The organism is Parvibaculum sp., from assembly GCF_040882025.1.
Taxonomy (GTDB): domain Bacteria; phylum Pseudomonadota; class Alphaproteobacteria; order Parvibaculales; family Parvibaculaceae; genus Parvibaculum.
This window is the reverse complement of sequence record NZ_JBBECC010000107.1, coordinates 12,950-27,565: the sequence shown is the minus strand read 5'-3', so window position 1 is coordinate 27,565 and position 14,616 is coordinate 12,950. Positions and strand designations below refer to the sequence as shown.

Annotated in this window: 14 protein-coding genes and 1 pseudogene; 8 read left to right on the top strand and 7 right to left on the bottom strand. The window is 58.5% G+C overall.

Translation table 11 applies throughout. The features are described from left to right. The 5 genes and pseudogenes from WEB61_RS07885 to WEB61_RS07865 all read left to right on the top strand — a co-directional run. Window positions 1-1,165, top strand: a 1,165-nt coding sequence (locus WEB61_RS07885) for a hypothetical protein (protein WP_368063787.1), incomplete at its 5' end; no start/stop codon positions are given. Next, on the top strand, window positions 1,162-2,220 hold the full coding sequence (locus WEB61_RS07880; protein ID WP_368063786.1) for a hypothetical protein: 1,059 nt from the start codon (window positions 1,162-1,164) through the stop codon (window positions 2,218-2,220). The genes WEB61_RS07885 and WEB61_RS07880, both read left to right, overlap by 4 nt. 22 nt (window positions 2,221-2,242) lie before the next feature. Continuing rightward, on the top strand, window positions 2,243-4,744 hold the full coding sequence (locus WEB61_RS07875; protein ID WP_368063785.1) for a hypothetical protein: 2,502 nt from the start codon (window positions 2,243-2,245) through the stop codon (window positions 4,742-4,744). Between the two features lie 50 nt (window positions 4,745-4,794). Further along, a pseudogene (locus WEB61_RS07870) lies at window positions 4,795-5,397 on the top strand (isocitrate lyase); the annotation flags it as partial. 159 nt (window positions 5,398-5,556) lie between these two features. Next, window positions 5,557-6,747 carry a PD-(D/E)XK nuclease family protein gene (locus WEB61_RS07865; protein ID WP_368063784.1) on the top strand — a complete coding sequence of 397 codons (1,191 nt, stop codon included), beginning with the start codon at window positions 5,557-5,559 and terminating at the stop codon, window positions 6,745-6,747. Window positions 6,748-6,756: 9 nt separating this feature from the next. Here the strand turns inward: WEB61_RS07865 and WEB61_RS07860 are convergent, their stop codons facing one another. The 3 genes from WEB61_RS07860 to WEB61_RS07850 all read right to left on the bottom strand — a co-directional run bounded on the left by WEB61_RS07860 (window position 6,757) and on the right by WEB61_RS07850 (window position 8,049). Further along, window positions 6,757-7,014 carry a helix-turn-helix domain-containing protein gene (locus WEB61_RS07860; protein WP_368063783.1) on the bottom strand — a complete coding sequence of 86 codons (258 nt, stop codon included), beginning with the start codon at window positions 7,012-7,014 and terminating at the stop codon, window positions 6,757-6,759. 225 nt (window positions 7,015-7,239) lie between these two features. Further along, the gene (locus WEB61_RS07855) at window positions 7,240-7,632 is read right to left on the bottom strand and encodes a hypothetical protein (protein WP_368063782.1); all 393 of its coding nucleotides are present in this window, start codon (window positions 7,630-7,632) and stop codon (window positions 7,240-7,242) included. 48 nt (window positions 7,633-7,680) lie between these two features. Next, window positions 7,681-8,049, bottom strand: a complete 369-nt coding sequence (locus WEB61_RS07850; RefSeq protein ID WP_368063781.1) for a nuclear transport factor 2 family protein — start codon at window positions 8,047-8,049, stop codon at window positions 7,681-7,683. 129 nt (window positions 8,050-8,178) lie between these two features. Between WEB61_RS07850 and WEB61_RS07845 the strand changes: the two genes are divergently transcribed. Further along, entirely contained in the window at window positions 8,179-8,970 is a 792-nt protein-coding gene (locus WEB61_RS07845; protein ID WP_368063780.1) for a helix-turn-helix domain-containing protein, read from the top strand. Between the two features lie 174 nt (window positions 8,971-9,144). On the opposite strand, the gene WEB61_RS07840 is transcribed toward WEB61_RS07845, so the two are convergent. Further along, window positions 9,145-10,674, bottom strand: coding sequence for a flavin-containing monooxygenase (locus WEB61_RS07840; protein ID WP_368063779.1), 1,530 nt, complete (start codon window positions 10,672-10,674; stop codon window positions 9,145-9,147). A 198-nt stretch (window positions 10,675-10,872) separates the two neighbouring features. Here WEB61_RS07840 and rraA point away from each other — a divergent pair, with 198 nt between their 5' ends. Together rraA and WEB61_RS07830 are read left to right on the top strand one after the other, a co-directional pair. Further along, the gene (gene rraA / locus WEB61_RS07835) at window positions 10,873-11,364 is read left to right on the top strand and encodes a ribonuclease E activity regulator RraA (RefSeq protein WP_368063778.1); all 492 of its coding nucleotides are present in this window, start codon (window positions 10,873-10,875) and stop codon (window positions 11,362-11,364) included. A gap of 63 nt (window positions 11,365-11,427) precedes the next feature. Then, complete coding sequence (locus WEB61_RS07830) at window positions 11,428-12,573, top strand: serine hydrolase domain-containing protein (protein ID WP_368063777.1); 1,146 nt, start codon at window positions 11,428-11,430, stop codon at window positions 12,571-12,573. A gap of 15 nt (window positions 12,574-12,588) precedes the next feature. Here the strand turns inward: WEB61_RS07830 and WEB61_RS07825 are convergent, their stop codons facing one another. The 3 genes from WEB61_RS07825 to speD all read right to left on the bottom strand — a co-directional run bounded on the left by WEB61_RS07825 (window position 12,589) and on the right by speD (window position 14,350). Further along, window positions 12,589-12,777, bottom strand: a complete 189-nt coding sequence (locus tag WEB61_RS07825; protein WP_368063776.1) for a hypothetical protein — start codon at window positions 12,775-12,777, stop codon at window positions 12,589-12,591. 182 nt (window positions 12,778-12,959) lie between these two features. Next, on the bottom strand, window positions 12,960-13,835 hold the full coding sequence (speE, locus tag WEB61_RS07820; RefSeq protein ID WP_368063775.1) for a polyamine aminopropyltransferase: 876 nt from the start codon (window positions 13,833-13,835) through the stop codon (window positions 12,960-12,962). Further along, on the bottom strand, window positions 13,835-14,350 hold the full coding sequence (gene speD / locus WEB61_RS07815) for an adenosylmethionine decarboxylase (RefSeq protein ID WP_368063774.1): 516 nt from the start codon (window positions 14,348-14,350) through the stop codon (window positions 13,835-13,837). The genes speE and speD overlap by 1 nt, the downstream gene beginning before the upstream one ends. Window positions 14,351-14,616: the final 266 nt, after the last annotated feature.

Sequence of the window (14,616 nt, the reverse complement as noted above, 5' to 3'; positions counted from 1 at the left end):
AAGCCGCATCTTCCGCCGAACGATCAAAGCCGCCGGGGCGACCCGGCGGCTTTTTTGTTTGTCATTCACAACGCTTAGCGCACCGGGCCACGGGCAACTTTCGGCCGTTTTCTGTCATTTTCGGGTATTTGCCGCCCACCTAACCGCAAGCTCTTCGTTGACTTGCCGATATGCTTATTTAATCCTAAAAGCTGGGGGCGGGAAAATGCCAAAGATCGGCGATGTGGTGCTGACAAAGGCCGAATGCCGAATGATGAACCGTGCCTGCTGGAACTGGGTGCGGCTGGTTCTGCGTCACAAAGATGGAGAGACGCTGCTACTCAATCTTTTATTTGACTATCGGAAGAGGCCTGAAACCTACTCTGCGATTGCGGGCTTCATAAGCTACATCGCAAGCTTCAGCGTGTATGCCCGCCGCTCAACAACAGGGCTTGTATCTGCGTCGGCATCTGCAATGGGGCAGGTGAACAACTATTGCGCTACGTCCGCAGCAACTCCGCCCGTAACGGCGCAAGCGCCCACCATATCGAGGCAGAGTCTCGAGCATTTGGATGGCAACCGACGCGTGGCACGCGTCATGTCGACGGAGAAAGCAAGGCGCGACTACGAAGTTCGATCTACGATCGGCCAACCGGTGAAAAGCCGGGCATTCCTCGGCGGCGAAGTAATCTGGGAGCAGAATCAGGATCGATGGAATACGGCGTCGGCAACTGCTCGAAGAACCCTCGAAGCGATCGCCGACCGCCTCCCGTCACCTTGGGTGAATTTTCATACGGTACGTCGATTATTCCCAAAGAAAGGATCACGCTCCCCACATTCTACGGCCAAGTGGGCGTGCATCAAGGTCGGCCTCATAAAAAAATCGGGCGAAGATTTATCGTTGATATCCTTCGACCTTGACGAAGGAGTCGAGATGTGGCGGCCCACCACGTTTTCCGCGGCGGGCTACAGAGCGTTCTGCGCATGCGATGCTGCTGACGATTTTGGGCGAACCATGCCACTGAAACGAGCCCGCATTGGAGTAACTGAATTGGTTCTCCGTGACGGTGAATTTCGTATCTCCAATCTAGCCACCGAGGATTTGGGCACCTTGGATGACGACACCGACATACTTGTGAACGAAGACCGCATCGCTGCATATCTGAAGGGGCGCATCTATTCATGATTGATTGGAACACTGCCAATGTCGAGATCTTTGATGATCATTTTCTCTCGAGAGAAAAGCACTTTGCAGATTGGCTCCGTACTTATTTGGACAAAGGCCAAGCCTATCCCTTCTTGATGAGCAATCCTGCGGAATACGGGTTGGACGATTTATTGACAGCGCTTCTCCTTCCCGCAGGGGAGATCGACGTCGTTAGAATTATTAAAGAAGCCATCGCTACCTCGCTTGATGAGGCAGCCCATAGTTTCGAACTCGAGCACATTCGAACTCTCGCTTACGCTGTCGCGCGCTCAGGTCTCCACTCGACAACGCCTCATCTTGCTGCAGCAATCGACATCCTCGTTGTGGAGCTTCAGCAGAAGCGTTGGGATGTCTCCGAGAAAGCTGCCGCTCACATATCGGTCGATCAGATCGTCAGCGCCCTGGCCACCTTTGCCTGCGCGCAGCACAGTGCCGCAATCAGGTGCTCAAGAGCGCTTTATAGTTGCGACGTCATGGCTCCCTTCGCCTCAATCCTGTTCGCGCCCCTGGCGATCGCGGAAATGGAGAGCTGGCCCCTGTTGTGGAGAGATCTTATTCACCACTCTACGCGCCGTTCCAATGTTTTCGTTGCTCCCGAGGATTTGTTTAAGGAGGTCCACAATCCTCCTCAAGGTAAAGATGGTGACCCTGCTTATTATGACGTTTTCGGCGTATTCGGTCAGTTCCTCTTGTCCGCGATTGATCGAGGCCATGGGCTTCAGGATATTTGGAATGTCATACAGGGTTCCAATGCTTCGGATGATATCTATCTAAATGCAGCGACGGCATTTTACGAAATGGAGCGCCGACAACTGTTGGGCAGAACCCAGCGTGATGACGTGGACATTCTGTTTCTCAAGCCGGAAAATTTATCTTCGCCTGTTAACTATAATATCAAGAAGGCGAACTACAGACAGAGATGCCAAGCCTGCGTAGAACCGAGGAGCTATTCTGGTAGAGCGCATGGGGCTGGCAGAACAACCACCAACAAGCGGTCGGAGTTGAAAAAAGCAGCTGTTCAAGCTTTTGCATAGCACATGAACAGGTAGTTGTAACATGGTGGCATGGCAGCAGAATCTTACGCTCGAGATGCTTCGCTTCGAATTGGAAGAGGCGAAAGCGCTTCTTGGCTCTCTACGCGAAGGGCTATCCTTCATTGCCGGCGGAGACAAGCGACGCCTGATATATCTCGTCGACTATCCTGAGATTCATGCCTATTGGAACGCTCGCTCGCCATTGTCGCGGCATGATCTCAAACGGGACGGCGTGGCCGACACATGGCAATATCTGACAAATCTAGAACGGATTTTCTTGAACCTCGCGAATGATGACGAGGAGCTAGTTGGATACCTGAGGCGCGCATATGAGGAGCAGGCCGAATATATCGATGCGCTTCTTCTTACGGACGAATTTGCAACGATAATTTCGCCACCAGCATTCTCACTGCTGAAGGACAGCATTGCCTATTTCGCCCACTATGCACGCGGCGCCACCGAAAACTGGCAATCGGCGATACTTCAGAATGATGCAAGCCTAAATCGCATCTTGGAGGAAAGTACCTCCTTCTCGGAGAAACTTTATATCGAAGATACCGAGCAATTCGGCTTTGCGTCTCTTGCCCGGGAACCGGCTTCCTCCAAGAGAGATATTCTGCTCTCATTTCTAAGTCAGGCTAATTTTTACGATGCTGCGGATTTTCCTTGGGAACACCAACCTTACGAGTTGCCGAACGCACAAACTGTTTCCCGCGCTCTGGACGCCTTCGATCCAAATGAGACACGCGAAAGATGGCTAGAGTGGATCGACACCGGCAATGACAGATTTAACGAATCCTATGCGAAGCATGGGCACTGGGCGCGGCGTGACGACGGCGCTTATACGCTGGCCTTTCTCGACTATATCAATCGTCAAATCGGAGAGCGAAGCGACAACCTCCAGGTCGCCCTTATCACTCGCAATCGGCAGTACTTTCAGGCGCTGAGCGCGATGAGGTCGGAAGGTAGCGGGTTTCAAGGGGCACTGCCAATAATCCTCCATCCTCGTCTCGTAAGCGCCTTCATGATTCGGCAGGGCGGAGAGATAGTCTCCCATGACCGCGTCACGCTTGCGCATCAGGGGAACGAAGCTCTTGAAGAACTTCTCGAGTATATAAACTTTGTCGGCGATTTTCTGAAGACGCTGACAGCGGAGAGTCGCGCCGACCTCTCTACGGCATTGAAGCGGTTTGTCAGAAAACAGCTGCATGCGGGATGGACGCAGTACAGAAAACTAAGCCTCGCGGAGCAAATCAAGACGCGGATTCAAGATCGCGAACAGCGCTGGAAAAATATCAAAAACAGCAAAATTCGAGAATACCTGCAGCAAATCATCGAACACGAGCTCCTTACAATCCAGTTCGGCCGGGAAATTGCCCTGCTGAAAGCTTTGCCCAATGAAAGCAATCTTAGGGACTATTCCAGGCGGATTTCCGGCGTAATTGTGAAGGCTGACGGTGTCGAAGATCGAAGCTTTCTCTATGTCAAGTCCAACAGCTTCTATCACCTGTTCTCCTTCCGATCACGCGCAATCAACGACTACCTGAAAGAACAGTCGAGTAGAGAAATAAAGATATCGGACGCCATAGACAGAGCGATTGAGACGGCTGAAATCGCATACGGAGCAGGTCGAGCAGATACGGACGACGACAAGGAGGATGTAAGGCTTCTCAGATTCGACGTTCTCCTATTCATTTCCATACTTTACGCAGCGAACAACCAACTCCCTTATGCGAAGATTTTTCTTCAGCATGCACGTCGTGTAGGTCCGCCAAATTCAGTGCATCGGGACGGAAGACTTGCGCAACAGGAATGGGAAGCACACTACCTTGAAGGTCTTCTGGACCGCCTCGAATGGCGCCGCAAAAGTTACGACAAAACACCCAAAGAAATCGAACGCCATATGGATGAAGGGTTGGAGAAACTTCACAACCTCAAAAGCAAGAGCAGTCAGAGGCAGGGCGGTGGAGAGGTGGATCAGAATATCAGGTACCGGGTGCTTTGCTGCGCGTTTGCGCGAGAGTTGTACAATTTCGCGGCGTCGGAAAAACTGACGCGTGATGAGAGCTCGTGGGCCCTGAGTATCGACGAATGTATCATGGAACTCGACAAGGCGCGTCGCGAAGCTGTCGAGATGGGATCTACATATGTAGCACTCAGAGCAATTCAGCATTATCTCGCATTTGCGCGCATGTCGGATGGAGAACTTCTGCGCAAATGGAGCTACGAACAGAAGGCCTTCTCTAAGGACAAACAACTGCAGGCATTCGATGATTTTGTTGCCTGCCGAGACAAGCTGAAACTTGAGGGCGCTTTTGACGATTCCTTGTTGCCGTATTCCGTTCTTGTTACCGAGATGGCGACCTCTTGGAAATTCCGGCGGGAGCGGAGTGTCGATCTGTCTGTTATTGAAAACCGCCTGAGAAGTTTAAAAGAGCGGTTAAACGAGGCCGAAGGCAGAAGGCATCGTGATTGGGCGGAAAGGATAATTACGAGTATTGAAGAGGGGATTGCGAAAGAATAATTCTTTTCGGGCGGCGGCGAGTGTTCCGATTTCTATCCGTTTACTGATTGTCGGACATCGACGAGCGCGATCACGAGTTCATCGATTTCGACAAGGGCCGCACCGTCGAAGGCTTCTACCGTCTGAAGCCGGGCACGGGCGTCGATCATTGCATCAAGCGCGGCCTTTCCTTCGCGCCTTATGCCGACCTTCTGTGGTGGGAAACCTCCAAGCCCAACCTCGACGACGCCAAGCGCTTCGCCGAAGCGATCCGCAAGGAATATCCGGATCAGCTTCTGGCCTATAACTGCTCGCCCAGCTTCAACTGGGAAGCCAATCTCGACAAGGCGACGATTGCGAAGTTCCAGAAGGAAATCGCCGCGATGGGCTACAAGTACCAGTTCGTCACGCTGGCCGGCTTCCACCAGCTCAACCACGGCATGTTCGAGCTGGCGTCCGGCTACCGCGACCGCGGCATGGCGGCTTACTCGGAACTGCAGCAAGCCGAATTCGCCTCGGAAGCCAAGGGCTACACCGCGACGCGCCACCAGCGCGAAGTCGGCACCGGCTATTTCGACCTCGTCGCCATCGCGGCGGCGGGCGGCGAAAGCTCCACGACGGCGCTCGGCGACTCGACCGAAGCCGACCAGTTCAAGGCCGCAGCCGCGCACTAAGCCGCATCTTCCGCCGAACGATCAAAGCCGCCGGGGCGACCCGGCGGCTTTTTCCATTTTTACAAAACCTTCCGTCGTGCGACAGTCCGCAATCAGACTTTCTGGTTGCGTCCGATTGACGGTGTCTCATTCTATGACATGCGGGTTGCGGGGCCTTCGGTGGACATTGAAGAAAAGCTATCTGACCTGATTGATGATCCTGACTTCCGGTCGGTTGATCGACACAGAGCCAAGTTGAATTTCTTCGAGGCTGTCGGCGCCGTTCGAGGCGAGTTAAGGCATTCAAATTTTCTTGCGTTCTTGTTCTCTCCAAACCGGAGTCACGGACTCGGGCCACAACCGCTGCTTAACATCCTTCGGTCAGTTCTCAACAAGCTACCTCGCGAGCAAAGGCCACTTCGACCGCTTGAACTTGTCGTCGGAGACCTTGACGGGGCAATTGTCTATCGCGAGTGGAACAACATTGATTTGCTTATCGACATAAAGGAATTGCGGCTTGTCGTTTTGATTGAGAACAAAATCGATGCGAAAGCGAGTGAAGGGCAGCTCACTAGATACAAAAAGGTCATTCAAGACCGGTTCGCGGATCGACGTCAGTTGTTGGTCTTTTTAACACCCGATGGAACTGCACCCGATGAATCGGGATATGTATCGTTTAGCTACGCCGAAGTCGCCAAAGCGTTGGAAGGTCTAGTAGACGATACCCATACATCGCCTGAGACATCGATCATTATTCGCCACTACCTTGAAATGCTTAGGAGGCATATCGTGCCGGACGAGCAGCTACATGAGCTGGTGCGTCAGCTCTACGAACGACACAAAGAAGCATTCGACTTCATCTTCGAAAACCGTCCAGAGCCTGAGAGCTTGCTTGAGATCGCCAGATCGCTCCTCAATGATGAGGCGCTTTTTTGTCATGACCGACACGGGGCGAATATCCTTCGTTTTGTTCCTCTTCCCTGGCTGGGGGTCGCCAAGCTAAACGCCTGCGATCTGGGGACATGGACCAAAACCGGAAGGAATCTTCTTTTTGAAATTAAAAGCTGGAATGCCGATCCGTACAAAGACCGGATAATTGTTTCTCTTGTTAGCGGCCCGGCCGATTCCGAAATTCGGAATCACTTGTACCAAGCTGCGATGGCCAAACCTTCTTTGTTTAAGGGTTTAGTCAAGCCAATGGGAAAACAAAACGCGACGATCTATCTACGCGAGTTGCTCTCCCCGACAGCCGCGCGAGACATGGACCTGCAAGAAAAGGCGGAGACAATCGAATCCAATTGGCTGGAGTTCGTAGACGGGGACTTCCCTGCCCTCACCAAGGAAATTCTAAATATATTGCAGCAAGAGTAACCCACCCATTCAGCCCACCACCCGCGCCACCAACTCCGGCTCCTGCCGGATCATCTTGAAATAAGCGACAATCGCGCTGTCGGGCGTTGAGCGGCCCTGCTCCCAGTCGCGCAGGCGCGCGACATTGATGTGATAGAGCGCGGCGAACGCCTCCTGGCTCAACTCCGTTTGCGCGCGCACCGACTTCACGAAGCGCGCCGCCCTGGCGCGCTCCAGTTGCTCGTCGGTCAGTTCCGGCGCGTCGGATTTGTTTCGACGGGTCGCCACAGCTTCTCTCCCGTTTCCCCAAAATCGTCATGGCCCGCGCAGGCGGGCCATCCACGTCTTTCTTCAGCTCCCGCAAAGACGTGGATGACCCGAATAAATCGGGTCATGACGGGTTGGGGATCGAAAGCGAGATATACGGGATTTCCGCAGTCCGGACAAGCTCAGCATACAGAAAAAGGCCGCGGGATCGCCCCCGCGGCCTTTTCCTTTGCGATGGGCCCGCCCTCAGCCGGCGCGGCGCAATCCGAGGAATTGCAGTTCGGCGAGGATCGCAACCACGACCGCCTGCGCCACCACGAAAGTGACGCCGAGCGCGTTGAGGTCGAAGACGCCGAGGGCGAGCACCGCGATGGACGCCACCACCCAGAGCGCGTTGCCGGCGATCACCGTCTCGACGGCGCCGGCGGCGGGCGTCTCCGCCCTGCCGATCAGCGCCAGCGCCGCCGCCCAGGGCAGCAGGGCGACGCCGATCCAGAAGACGAAGCCGGCGGGCAGCCCCGTCAACTGGGCGACCAGCCCTGAGGCGGCGATGAAGAGCGCACAATAGGCGGCGCTGGCGGCGGCGTCCGCCAGCACGGCGTGGCGGGCGGAAATGGAATTGACGATTGCGAGGGCCATCTTTTTTCTCCTTGGTCCAACGGGTTTCGACGGAATGAAAAACACGGCTCAGGCGGCTTCGGCGAGTTCGCCGAAGAAGCCGGTGATCGAAGCGAGGCGGCCATCCGCCGCCACCGTGCCGAAATCGACGCCGGCGACGATGGTGTTGCCGTCCGCTGCGACGAGTTCCCAGCCGAAGCGGATGCGGTCATTGTGCTTGTCGACGGCGCTGGTGCGCTGGAAGCGGGCGCCGGGGAAGCGCTCATGCACCGCCGCCGTCATCTTGTCGATGCCGTCATGGCCGTTGCTCACGGCCGCCGGGTCGGCATAGGCGCCGTCCTCGCCCCATGTCTTCGCGATCAGGGCGCGGCGGCGGTCGCCGTCGGTTTCGTTCCAGACTTCGATGTAGCGGTCGGCGAGTTCGGTGACGTCGGTCATGAGGATCTCCTCTCGATGCGCCGCGAGGGGGACGCGGCTTCTGGAGGCATAGTTGGGGAGGAGCCCGCCTCACGTCGATTACGCGGGAGGTAATTGTTTGCCCGCGCGGAGGCGCATAGTCTCTCCCCCATGAACATGCACACCCCGCCCGTCGGCGAACGCCTGCGCGAATGGCGCCAGCGCCGCCGCCTCAGCCAGCTCGCCTTTGCCTGCGACGCCGACATCTCGACGCGGCATCTGAGCTTCCTCGAAACCGGGCGCTCGCGCCCGAGCCGCGACATGCTGCTGCATCTGGCCGAACTGCTCGACGTGCCCTTCCGCGAACGCAACGCGCTGTTGCTCGCCGCCGGCTTCGCGCCGGTCTATTCCGAAACCGGGCTCGACAGTCCGGATGCGGCGGCGGCGCGCCGCGCGGTCGATCTGGTGCTGAAGGGAAGCGAGCCCTATCCGGCGCTCGCCGTCGACCGGCACTGGAACCTCGTCGCCGCCAACGACGCGGCCGGTCTCTTCCTGCAAGGTGTCGATCCGGCCCTGCTCGAAGCGCCGGTCAATGTGTTGCGCCTCAGCCTCGATCCGCGCGGGCTGGCACCCCGCATCGAAAATCTCGCCGGCTGGCGGTCGCACATCTTCATGCGGCTCGAGCGGCAGGTGGCGCAGACGGCCGATCAAGGCCTCGCGGCGCTGCTTGAAGCGTTGAAGGCGATGCCGGGCGGCACGGATGAAAGCGGCGAGGACGAATATGGCGGGCTGATCGCGCCGGTGAAAATCCGCACGGAAGCGGGCATATTGACCTTCTTCACCGCCACCACCGTTTTCGGTACGGCGGTCGACATTTCCTTCTCGGAACTCGTTATCGAATCCTTCTTTCCCGGCGACGCCTTCACCGCGGCCGCGATGCGCGCCGCGATGGAGGGCTGTTGACGGACAGAAAAAGGGGCTTCAGACCCCCCCTCTGTCATCAAACTGTCAAAAAACTGTCACAAACGCGCCAGCACGCGTTCCGGCGGCGCGAGAGCGCATGAGATATGCCGGGGATATCCATGATTTCCCCCCGCGCGCAAAAAACTTATCCCCGCTTCCGGGACCGTTCCACGTCTATTCGGCGGCTGCAATCTGTCTTGCCATACCCTCCGCGCCAGCGCCTTGCGCGCTTGCCGTCCGTGTACGGAGATTGAATTCGGCGAAGTTCGGCCGCCGGACCCGCCACCAGTATTTGAAGGTGTAGTTGGCCCAGTTGTTGGTCACCTTGCCTTCGGCGGTCTTGTACCAGCTCGTGCAGCCGCTCGCGAAAACCGAATTCGCATTGTCGGCCTGCACACTTTCGTTCGAGGCGCGCTGCACCTCCGGCTTGACGTCGAGATAGAGCAGGTCGTCGTTGCGCAACTTCCTGACGCATTGCGTAATGTAGTTGGCCTGACACTCGATCATGAAGATGATCGAGTTGTGGCCGAGATTGGTGTTGGGCCCGTAGAGCATGAAGAAATTCGGAAAGCCCGCCACCGTCATGCCGTAATGTGCCTCGGCGCCCGTTTTCCAGGCGTCCTTGATGTCGCGGCCGGCAAGGCCCTTCAGCGCCATCGGTCCGAGGAAATGCGTCGTGTCGAAGCCGGTGCCGTAGATCACGACATCGAATTCGCGCTGCTTGCCGTCCCTCGTGCGGATGCCGCTTGCGTTGATTTCCTCGATACCTTCGGTCACGACGTCGACGTGGTCCATTCCCATGGTGGGCCACCAGTCATTGGCGAACAACACGCGCTTGCAGCCCGGCTCGTAATCGGGCGTCAGCTTTTTCTTCTTCACCGGATCGGAAACATAGGCCTCCATTTCCGCGATGCCCATTTCCTTCAGCTTGTCGCCGGCTGTATGGAAGGTGCGGAAGAGCAGCTCGCCGAACCAGTAGATCTTCCAGCGCTGAATGTTCATCGTCCAGGGCAGCGCCTTGTAGATCGCGCGTTCCCAACCGTAAAACTCGCGCTGCGGGCGCGGCAGCACCCAGCTCGCCGAGCGCTGGAAAATCGTGACGGAAGCCGCTTCCTTCGCAATTTCGGGCACGAACTGGATCGCCGACGCACCATTGCCGATGACCGCGATGCGCTTTCCTTTCAGGTCGACGTCGTGGTTCCACTGCGCCGAATGCCAGGCATCGCCGGCGAAGCTGTCGCGGCCCTTGATGTCGGGCCAGACCGGGCGGTGCAATTGGCCGGTGCCCGCCGCCACGACATTGGCGGTGAAGCTGCGGTCGCCCGATTTCAGCATCCAGGTGCCGCTCGCCTCGTCGAAACGCGCATCATCGATCTCGGTGTCGAAGCGGATGTTGCCGCGCAACCCGTATTTGTCGACGACGGATTCGAGATAGGCCTTGATGTCGGCGGCGAAGACGAACTTCTTCGTCCAGTCCGGCCGCATGTCGAAGGAGTATTGATACATATGCAGCGGCACGTCGCAGGAGCAGCCCGGATAGGTGTTCTCGCGCCATGTCCCGCCGATCTCGGACGCCTTTTCGTAGATCGTGAAATCGGTAAAGCCCGCCTGCTTCAGTTTGATCGCCGTGCAGATGCCGGCCACACCTGCGCCGAGAATGGCGACCGTGGGGCCGGACGCCGTTTTTGCCTGAGCCAGTGCCATTGGTTTCCTCCCGGCCGGTTCGGCGGCAGCTCCCTCAAACCGCTGCCGTCCGGCGCTTTCGTCGATGCCTGTGGCGCAAGCCTAGCGGGTTTTGACCCCGCGCGGAACCGCCCGAAGGAAGGGCGACAAAGCAATGGCGCGCTACCCTGCGCCGCCGCTATAAGAAGCGCCGACATTGCCGCAAGGGAACCGCCGCCTATGACAACGCAAGTTTCGCCCGCCACCACGGATCTTTCCGACGCGCATCCCGACCGCGTGCGCCATGCCGCGCCCGTCTTTCGCGACTATGGCGGGCGGCTGGCCTTTTCCGGGCCGGTGACGACGCTGCATGTCCGCGACGACAATGCGCTTGTCCGCGCGGCGGTCGAAGGCGAAGGCCGGGGCCGCGTGCTTGTCGTCGACAATGGCGGTTCGATGGAATGCGCGCTTTTCGGTGGCAATCTCGGCAAGCTAGCGGAGGAAAACGGCTGGGCCGGCGTCGTCATTCATGGCTGCGTGCGCGACACGGCAGAGCTGAAAGACTGTGCAATCGGCGTCAAGGCGCTCGCCGCGCATCCGAAGCGGAGCGCGCGCGAAGGCCGCGGCGAAAGGGATGTGGATGTCGGTTTTGCGGGGCTGACGATCAGGCCCGGCAACTGGCTTTATGCCGATGGCGACGGTATCATTCTCGCAGACACAAAGCTGGCCTGAAGCCGGTCCGTGCACGGAACCTTGCCGGCGCGGGACAACAAGGTAAAACCATCGGGGGGACACATGTCGGACGCCGCAACCGCCGTCGAAATTCACGGCACCTGCGCCAGGGGCTACGAACCTGTGCGCGAAACATTCGCTTCACATTTCGTCCATGGCGGCGAAGTGGGCGCGTCGGTCGCCGTGATCCGCGATGGCGAAGTGATGGTCGATCTGTGGGGCGGTTCGGCCGACCGGGCGCGCACGCGGCCCTGGACAGCCGACACGCTCGCCAATGTGTGGTCGACGACGAAGGGCATGGGATCGCTTGTCTGCGGCATGCTGGTCGAGCGCGGCCTCATCGCCTATTCCGACAAGGTATCGAAGCATTGGCCGGAATTCGCCGCCGAAGGAAAGGCCGACATCACCATCGGCCAGATGCTGTCGCATCAGGCCGGACTGTGCGGACCCTCCGTCCCGACCACGGTCGAGGAGATGTGCGATCACGCATTGATGGCCCGCCGCCTTGCCGCGCAAGCGCCGATCTGGGCACCGGGTTCGCGATCCGGGTATCACGCACTGACCGTCGGCATTCTGGCCGGCGAAGTCGTCGCGCGCGTCGCCGGCAAGAGCATCGGCGCCTGGTTCCGCGAGAATGTCGCGCAACCGCACAAGATCGATTTTCACATCGGCCTGCCGGCGTCGGAGGATATCCGCGTCGCCGAAATGATCCCGTCGGCAAAATCCAGCATGCCGCCACCGGAGACGCTCAACATTTCGCAGATCGCCGCTCTCGGCAATCCTGCGCCCGATGCGCGCATTCCCAATGAACGCTTCTGGCGCGGCGCCGAATTATCGTCCGCCAACGGACAGGGAACCGCCGCGGCAATTGCGCGGGTCTATGGCGCGCTGGCCGGCGACGGCCGGATCGATGGAAAAGCGCTGGTGAAACAAGAGACGATCCGCGCCATGACGGACCTCCAGATCGAGGGACATGACGAGGTGCTGGCCATGCCGGCGCGCTGGGGGGCCGGGTTCATTCTGAATGTGGGGGGACTATACGGCCCCAATGACGAAGCCTTCGGCCATTCGGGCTGGGGCGGGTCGTTCGGAATGGCCGATCCGAAAACCGGGCTGGCCATTGCCTATGTCATGAACCAGATGGGACCGGATCTCGCAGGCGACGCACGCGCCAATGCGCTGATCGCGGCCAGCTACGCTTCGCTTTGAGGCGAGGCGGCGCGGTCAGACGATAACGAGTTCGACCAGCTTCCAAAGCCCCAGCGTCGAAATCGACGCCGAGACGGCAAGACCGACACCAACGATCAGAAAATCGGAGACACGCGGAGGTTCGGTCTCATCGGTGCGCGATGCTGCCGACTTCGCGCTTGACCGGAATCCGGTCAGATCGTTTCCATCCCAAATCTGGCTCATCTGGCCTGCGCTCCCATTCTTGATCATCCGGCGCATTGCCCGGAAGAACGGCGGGAATTGCAATCAGCGAATCACGGCCTGCCGATTCGCGCAAACGAAAATCACACATAAGCCGGTCGCCGGCGACGCCGCCGCCAAGTCCCCATGCTCGCCGCAAGGTATTGCCAAAACGTGAATCACGCTCAAATGTTCTCGACCAGATCGAGCACATAACGCGGCAGCGCGAAGGCCGCATTGTGCACTTCATGTGTGTAATAGCGTGTGGAAATATGTGCGTCGGCAAAGCGTTTCGCCAGAATCTCGGGCGACACGGCAGTCAGGCTCTCATCGTCGGTGCCCCATCCCATCGCCATCGGACCGCCGACATAGGTCGGGATCGTGGCGAGATAGCAGGTGGCGACGCGGAAGATACGCCGGAATTTTTCGATCGTGCCCTTGAGTTCGGCCCCTTGCATGAAGGGAACGCCGTTCTGCGTGACGATGACGCCGCCGGGTGTCAGACGCTCCCTGGCGGCGCGATAGAACTCTTCGCGGAACAGCACCTCGCCGGGGCCGATCGGGTCGGTCGAATCGACGATGACGACGTCATAGCTCTCCGTGCTTTCCTCGACGAATTTCGCACCGTCGGCGAATACGAGATCGAGGCGCGGATCGTCGAAAGCGCCCGCCGACACCTGCGGCATGTGCTTCTTCGCGAATTCGGTCACGGCCGGGTCGATTTCGACCATGGTGACCTTTTCGACAGTCTTGTGGCGCAGGACTTCGCGCAGGATACCGCCATCGCCGCCACCGATAATCAGCACACGGCGCACGGCGCCATGCGCCAGAATCGGCACATGGGTCATCATCTCGTGATAGATGAACTCGTCGCGCTCCGTCACCTGCGTGATGCCGTCAAGCGCCATCATCCGGCCGAAAAGCGCGTTCTCGAAAATCACCAGATGCTGTTCGCCGGTGTTTTCCTCGTAGAGCACGCGGTCGGCGCGGAAGGCGCAGGTGAAGCCGTCCCCCTCATAGAGGGTTTCGGTCACCCAGCGCTCTTCTTTCCTGCCGCTCATCAGACCATGTCCCGGCCGCGCCGATGCTCGCCGACGCGGATGTCGGAAGGCGTGAAGGCCTCGCGCAGCACTTCGATCGCATTATGCGGTTCGGCTTCGCCGCACATGAAGATGTCGAGCGCCGCATAGCTCGCTTCGGGCCAGCTATGGATCGAGATATGGCTCTCCGACAGCACGGCAACGCCGGACACGCCGCCATTGGGCGTGAAGTGATGGAGATGGATATGCAACAGCGTCGCCTTCGACACCTCGACGCAACGCCTGAGCGTCGCCTCGATATGGGCGAGATCGTCGAGCCGGCTCGCGCCGACCAGATCGATAATCAGATGCGTGCCGGCGAAACGCTCGCCGTCGCGCTCGATGAAAAAATCGGTGCGTTCGTCGGTCGAGGTGTAAGGCGCGGCCTTGACCTCTTTCGACTGGGCAATCGGGAACTCGAGTACTTCCGCCTGGGTGCTGCTTGAAACGCTGTTCAAGTCGATCCCCAATTGGAAGAGGGCATTGGATTCGGACATGTGCCTCTCCCCAACCAGTAGATGGACCGGGCGCCGGGTGCGGACATTTTGCCCGCGGGACCGGAGCCCCTGGATTTGTCGGTGCGTGAACAAAAAATGCGAAGGCCCGAAGGCGCGCGCGCTCAAAATGGCTGCCGATTGCGGGGCGATATCTCGCCCGGCATGCGCGTTCGAATTTGCCTGGAAAGGCGCCTTCGCGACGTGCGGCTCGGCTTGATCCGGGGCGTCAGCCCCTCGGACTAGAACCGGACATATGCAATCTCCCT